Origin of the sequence: Enterobacter cloacae complex sp. ECC445 (assembly GCF_021892025.1) — a bacterium.
Taxonomy (GTDB): Bacteria; Pseudomonadota; Gammaproteobacteria; order Enterobacterales; family Enterobacteriaceae; genus Enterobacter; species Enterobacter chengduensis.
Map to the genome: position 1 here is coordinate 50,571 of NZ_JAKLRZ010000032.1, position 6,477 is coordinate 57,047.

6 protein-coding genes are annotated in these 6,477 nt (G+C 53.8%); 2 read left to right on the forward strand and 4 right to left on the reverse strand.

Annotated features, from left to right (window positions below):
* Positions 1–26 precede the first annotated feature (26 nt).
* Entirely contained in the window at positions 27–1,391 is a 1,365-nt protein-coding gene (gene mltD, locus L6R44_RS21490) for a murein transglycosylase D (RefSeq protein WP_237425369.1), read from the forward strand.
* Positions 1,392–1,443: 52 nt separating this feature from the next.
* Here the strand turns inward: mltD and L6R44_RS21495 are convergent, their stop codons facing one another.
* The 3 genes from L6R44_RS21495 to L6R44_RS21505 all read right to left on the reverse strand — a co-directional run bounded on the left by L6R44_RS21495 (position 1,444) and on the right by L6R44_RS21505 (position 4,405).
* On the reverse strand, positions 1,444–2,217 hold the full coding sequence (locus L6R44_RS21495; RefSeq protein WP_237425370.1) for a class I SAM-dependent methyltransferase: 774 nt from the start codon (positions 2,215–2,217) through the stop codon (positions 1,444–1,446).
* Positions 2,218–2,292: 75 nt separating this feature from the next.
* Entirely contained in the window at positions 2,293–3,093 is an 801-nt protein-coding gene (locus tag L6R44_RS21500; RefSeq protein ID WP_032642466.1) for an endonuclease/exonuclease/phosphatase family protein, read from the reverse strand.
* Between the two features lie 136 nt (positions 3,094–3,229).
* Positions 3,230–4,405 carry an MFS transporter gene (locus tag L6R44_RS21505; RefSeq protein WP_237425371.1) on the reverse strand — a complete coding sequence of 392 codons (1,176 nt, stop codon included), beginning with the start codon at positions 4,403–4,405 and terminating at the stop codon, positions 3,230–3,232.
* A gap of 104 nt (positions 4,406–4,509) precedes the next feature.
* Here L6R44_RS21505 and yafC point away from each other — a divergent pair, with 104 nt between their 5' ends.
* Positions 4,510–5,415: a DNA-binding transcriptional regulator YafC gene (gene yafC, locus L6R44_RS21510; RefSeq protein ID WP_237425372.1), complete on the forward strand. Its 906-nt coding sequence runs from the start codon at positions 4,510–4,512 to the stop codon at positions 5,413–5,415.
* Positions 5,416–5,444: 29 nt separating this feature from the next.
* Here yafC and dkgB read toward each other — a convergent pair whose 3' ends face one another.
* A complete protein-coding gene (gene dkgB / locus L6R44_RS21515) occupies positions 5,445–6,248 on the reverse strand; it encodes a 2,5-didehydrogluconate reductase DkgB (protein ID WP_237425373.1) in 804 nt (267 codons plus the stop codon).
* Positions 6,249–6,477: the final 229 nt, after the last annotated feature.

Here is a 6,477-nt window from a genome sequence, read left to right on the forward strand (position 1 = left end):
TCTTTTAAGCAACTATTGACACACACATGAAGGCAAAAGCGATATTACTCGCCTCTGTCCTGCTTGTAGGTTGCCAGTCGCAGAACGGCAGCAACGTACAACAGCACGCACAGAGCCTTTCTGCAGCTGGTCAAGGGGAAGCAGGGAAGTTTGCAAGTTCGGCGCGCTGGATGGACGATGGAACATCTTTCGCGCAGGATCAAGACTTGTGGACCTCTATTGGCGACGAGCTAAAGATGGGAATTCCGGAAAATACCCGGATTCGCGAACAGAAACAGAAGTATTTAAGTAATAAGAGCTATCTCCACGATGTAACGTTACGGGCAGAGCCGTATATGTACTGGATAGCCGGGCAAGTTAAGAAACGTAACATGCCTATGGAGCTGGTACTCCTACCCATAGTGGAGAGCGCTTTTGACCCACACGCGACGTCTGGCGCCAATGCCGCAGGCATTTGGCAGATCATTCCGAGCACCGGGCGAAACTATGGTCTGAAACAGACCCGCAACTATGATGCGCGTCGCGATGTTGTCGCTTCAACGACAGCCGCTCTCGACATGATGCAACGTCTTAACAAGATGTTTGACGGCGACTGGCTGTTAACGGTCGCAGCGTATAACAGTGGCGAAGGTCGTGTACTGAAGGCAATGAAAGCGAATAAAGCACGGGGTAAATCCACCGATTTTTGGTCGCTCTCACTGCCACAGGAAACGAAGATTTACGTACCGAAGATGCTGGCCTTGAGCGATATTCTCAAGAACAGCAAGCGTTACGGTGTGCAACTGCCAACACCAGACGAAAGTCGTGCACTGGCGCGCGTTCGCCTCAGCAATCCGGTTGATATCCAACAGGTTGCTGATATGACGGGTATGTCGGTAAGTAAATTGAAAACCTTTAATGCTGGCGTTAAAGGCTCAACCCTGGGGGCAAGTGGCCCGCAGTATGTAATGGTTCCGCAGAAACATGCCGATCGGTTACGTGAGTCTTTAGCTTCTGGTGAAATCGCCGCCGTTCAGTCAACGCTGATCGCGGATGCATCATCGGTCAATAGCCGCAGCTATAAGGTTCGTTCAGGTGATACGCTTTCGGGCATTGCATCACGTCTCGGCGTGACGGCGAAAGATCTGCAGCAGTGGAATAACCTGCGCAGTTCAGGTCTGAAAGTGGGTCAAACTCTGACGGTAGGTGCAGGCAGCAGCGCACAGCGTCTCGCCAGCAATAGCGATAGCATTACCTATCGCGTGCGCAAGGGCGATTCGCTGTCCAGTATCGCAAAACGACACGGTGTGAACATCAAGGATGTGATGCGCTGGAACAATGATACTGACAATCTGAAACCTGGCGACCAGCTGACGCTGTTTGTGAAGAATAGCGCCACGCCAGACTCCTGATAACGCGATCGAAAGATAAAAAGGCACCGATTCCCCTCGGTGCCTTTTTTGTTTATCCCGCCTTTTGCGCTTCAGCCATGATGGTGTCGCTGGTAAATGAGCCATCGTCCTGCAGTTCAAAGTACGCCTTTACCTCCGCGGACGCGCTTTCCTGATAGAGCCTGATCGCCTGGCTTAATGCTTCCGGGGTGCGCATACGCGCGATCCAGGAGCTAAACTCCAGCGGTAAGCGGTCGGTAATCAACGCGCGCGCGATCAGCCCCGCTTCAGTAATAAGCGACAACCACTCTCCGCTGGCGTAGTTTTGCACGTGCGAAGTATCGCGCAGCGCTTCTACCGTCTGCAGCCAGATATTGCGCACCGGATGTCCGGGTGACATCACATCCATAATAATGAAGGTGCCGCCCGGCTTCAGGACACGTTTAACCTCGCGTAATGCCTGGCCGACATCATGCCAGTGGTGCGCGGAATACCGGCTAATCACCACCTCAAACGACGCATCGTCAAACGGCAAGGATTCGGCATAGCCCTGCCGCGTATCAATGTTGTTCAGCCCTTTCGCTTTCGCCGCCTCGGCAACGACGTCCAGCATCTGGCTGGATAAGTCATACGCGGTAACGTGCGCGACCTGCTGCGCGGCCGTAAAGCTGGCATGCCCTGCCCCACAGCCTAAATCCAGCACGTGCGCCTGCGGGAACGCTGCCAGACGTTCACCGAGACGCGCCAGATCGCGACCGGAAGCGTGTACGGCGCTGCTCAGATAGGCGCTTGCCTGAGAACCAAACTGTTTTTCTACGTTGTCATGATGGGAGCGTGTTGTTGTCATCGTACTGTCCTTTGTGAGTGATAAATAAAGGGCAGCACCCGCGAAGGCCTGCCCCACGGCAGACCTGACGCACCATTATTTATCAGGTTTGCCGGGACTGAATTCAACGAGTAGAGGGTTGTGGTCGGAGGCGCGCGTCACCAGAACAGAGGCGTCGTGCACGTTCAACCCACGATAGAAGACAAAATCGAGAGGACGACCAAAGGCTTTTTTGCGCTGGTCATCGCTAAAACGCACTTCACGCAGCGACATTTCGCGCGCAAAGCGATACAGCGCATTCATGCGCGGGCGGCTCCAGGCATTGAAATCGCCTGCCATAATGATGGGCCCGCTGTGATGCGCTATCTGATCGCCGATAGGAAGTAACTGCTTACTATAAACATCCACGCCCAGGCTGAAGTTTACCGCGTGGATGTTCACCACCATCAGCATTCGGGTATCCGGCAGCGGATAGACCGTCACCAGCGCCGATTTCGCCAGACGCAATATAGGCTCGCGCTCACGCAGCGGGCAGCAGTAGACCGGATGCGCAGCAGAAAGCGTCATCACGCCTGAGGGGTGTTGTGGCAGGACAAATGCAGGCACCTGGTCGGCGGCAAGATAGTTGGTCGTGGCAAACCGTACCAGCTCAGGGGTGGTTTGCGCCTCCTGGAGCAGAACCAGATGGGCATCTTTGCCAAAATTCTTGAGTACCGATAACCACTCGGCGCGCTGCTGCTTGAAGATATTCCACACCAGCACGCGGATTTTTTCATCGCTGCTTAACGGCGTGCCGGCGGGTAATGCCTGGCTTATGCTCGCAAACGATCCCGGAGGCAAGATCCTCTCCGCGGGCATTCCGGCAACATAACGCATGGCATAGGTATTTTTTCGCACTTTTGGAAACAGCCTCTGTAACATGAACCAGTCCGGAAAACGGACTGGTTCTAATGTTATAGGGACTTTAGGTCATACTTTCAACGCAATTTCTGAGAAACCGCTTTCCAGTTTTGTAAGCAAGCGCTTACTGATGTTACCCCAGCGCGACGCGGGGGGGCTTATCAAGGCGCCCACTCAGGCCTATCAGCAGGAAGGCGACCAGAACAATCACCGCGCCAATCCATGGGGTCTGGGTTAATCCGAAGTGTTCGACCGTTTGCCCACCAATGAGGGAGCCCAGCGCGATCCCAATATTAAAAGCGGCAATGTTCAGACCGGAAGCCACATCCACCGCATTTGGCGTATAAAGCTCGGCTTTCTGTACAACGTAGACCTGAAGCCCGGGCACATTGCCAAAGGCGAAAATCCCCATGACCAGTACGGTGACCAGCGCGGCGTACTGTATCGAAGCCGTGAACTGAAAAATCATCAACAGAACAACCAGCGCGGCGAAGATGAATTTCAGCGCCGGTACCGCACCATGCTTATCCGCAAGCTTGCCGCCCCAGATATTGCCAATGGCCACGGAAATACCGTATCCCAGCAAAATCCAGCTCACGGCGTTGGGGGAGAAGCCTGCCAGGTCCTGCATCATCGGAGCAAGGAAGGTGAAGGCGGTGAATACGCCTCCATAGCCAAGCGCCGTAACCGCGTAGATGATCAGCAAACGCGGATGCGTAAGGACCTTCAATTGATCGCTCAGGCTTGCGCTGGCCCGGCCAGGAATAGTCGACGGCACCAGCAGCAGGCTGGTCACCAGGGCAATAACGCCCAATAAGGAGACGGCAAGGAACGTTTCACGCCAGCCGAAGTGTTGTCCGATAAACGTTCCCAACGGTACGCCCGTGACGAGTGCAACCGTCAACCCACCGAACATGATCGCAATGGCTGAAGCCGCTTTCTCTTTGGGAACCAGGCTGGTTGCAATGGTGGAACCAATCGAGAAGAACACACCGTGCGCGAGGCCGGTCAACAGACGAGCGATCGCCAGGGTGCCGTAGTTCGGCGCCTGCCAGGCCAGCATGTTTCCGGCGGTGAACAGCACCATTAATGCAACTAATAGCTGCTTACGTGGGAAACGTCCGGTGAGGGCCGTCAGCACGGGCGCGCCGACGGCGACGCCCAGAGCGTAGATAGAGACCAGCAACCCGGCGGAAGGCAACGAGATCGCAAGCTGATTAGCAATGGTGGGAACCAGTCCCACAATAACGAATTCGGTCGTGCCAATTGCAAAGGCACCGATCGTCAGGGCAAGTAGCGCCAGTGGCATAAAATACTCCGTATCATCAGGATTAAGATGACAGGCAGTATGGGCCAGTGCTTAAATAACAAAAATGATCAAAATATCAATAGAATTTTGCGGGTGGTGCAATAATGAAAGCAACGTCAGAAGAGCTGACAATCTTTGTCGCCGTCGTTGAAAGCGGCAGCTTTAGCCGCGCGGCCGAACAGCTGGGACAGGCTAATTCCGCCATAAGCCGATCGGTAAAAAAGCTGGAGATGAAGCTGGGCGTGAGCCTGCTCAACCGAACGACGCGGCAGCTGAGCCTGACGGAAGAAGGAGAGCGTTATTTCCGCCGCGTGCAGTCGGTACTGCAGGAGATGGCCGCGGCGGAGACGGAGATTATGGAAACCCGCAGCACGCCGCGTGGGTTGCTGCGCATTGATGCGGCCACGCCGGTCGTGCTTCACTTTTTGATGCCGCTGATCAAGCCTTTTCGCGAACGCTATCCTGAGATGACGCTTTCTCTGGTCTCTTCAGAGACGTTTATTAACCTCATTGAGCGTAAAGTGGATGTGGCTATCCGGGCGGGGACCCTGACAGATTCAAGCCTGCGTGCCCGCCCTCTGTTTGCCAGCTACCGCAAAATTATCGCATCGCCAGAGTATATTGCCGAACATGGTAAACCGGAGACGGTTGAAGAGCTGAAGCAACATATCTGCCTGGGCTTTACGGAGCCGGTTTCGCTGAACACCTGGCCTGTCGCCTGTCATGATGGCCAGCTCCATGAAATTACCTGCGGGTTATCCTCTAACAGCGGGGAAACGCTGAAGCAGCTGTGTCTTGAAGGAAACGGCATCGCGTGCCTGTCTGACTATATGATTGACAAGGAAATTGCACGAGGTGAACTGGTGGAGCTGATGGCGGATAAACGTTTGCCGGTCGAGATGCCCTTTAGCGCGGTGTATTACAGCGACAGAGCGGTGAGTACGCGGATTCGCGCTTTTATTGACTTCCTGAGTGAACATATAAAAACAGCTCCCGGAGGAGCTGTGTGAGGGTTCAGACTACAGAGGGTGGGTCAAACTTAATCCCAGTCAGGGGCTAAACCTTCCGGGCTGACCAGGCGATCGTTGCACTCCAGCGCTGCGATCGCTCTTTTATCGTCCGCATCCAGATGAAGATCCGCTGCCAGCAGGTTGCTGGCGAGGTTTTCACGTTTAGTGGATGATGGGATCACCGCGTAACCTTCACCCATTGCCCATGCCAGAATGACCTGTGCAGCGGTCGCGTTATGTTTCTCCGCGATGCGCGTAATCACCTCATCTTTCAGAGCCTTACCATAGGCCAGCGTCATGTATGAGGTGATGTGGATCCCATGCTGTTTTGCCCAGTCCACGACTTTGCGGTTTTGCAGGTAGGGAGATAGCTCGATCTGGTTGGTCGCAATATTTTCTGCGCCAACAGCGGCAATGGCTTTTTCCATCAGCGGAATGGTGAAGTTGGAGATACCAATTTCACGGGTTAAGCCCTGCTTTTTCGCTTCCAGCAGCACCTGCATGTATTCTTCGACTGAGACGGCATCATTCGGTGATGGCCAGTGGATCAGCGTCAGATCTACATAGTTAGTACGCAGTTTTTTCAGGCTCTCTTTCAGGCTAGGGATCAGCTTGTCCTTACTGAGGTTTTCAATCCAGATTTTCGTGGTGATAAACAGTTCATTACGCGACACACCGCTCTCTTCAAGGGCTTGTCCGACGGCAGCTTCGTTTTCATAGATCTGTGCCGTATCAACGGCGCGATAGCCAAGCTCGAGTGCGGTTTTAACCGATGCGATAACAACGTCGTCTTTCAGGCGGAAAGTGCCCAGACCAAATGCAGGGAGAGTCATACTGTTCCTCAATCATTATGTTCGTAAACTGAGGAAGATTATCGCTGGCGTTGTTATAGAGAAAAAGAGCGCAAAACGCAGAGGATTTTTGCTAATTTCGCAATAATTAAGCAATAGATAAGAAAAAAGCCCTGAGCGTTAGCTCAGGGCTTTTAATAAGTGGCGGAACGGACGGGACTCGAACCCGCGACCCCCTGCGTGACAGGCAGGTATTCTAACCGACTGAACT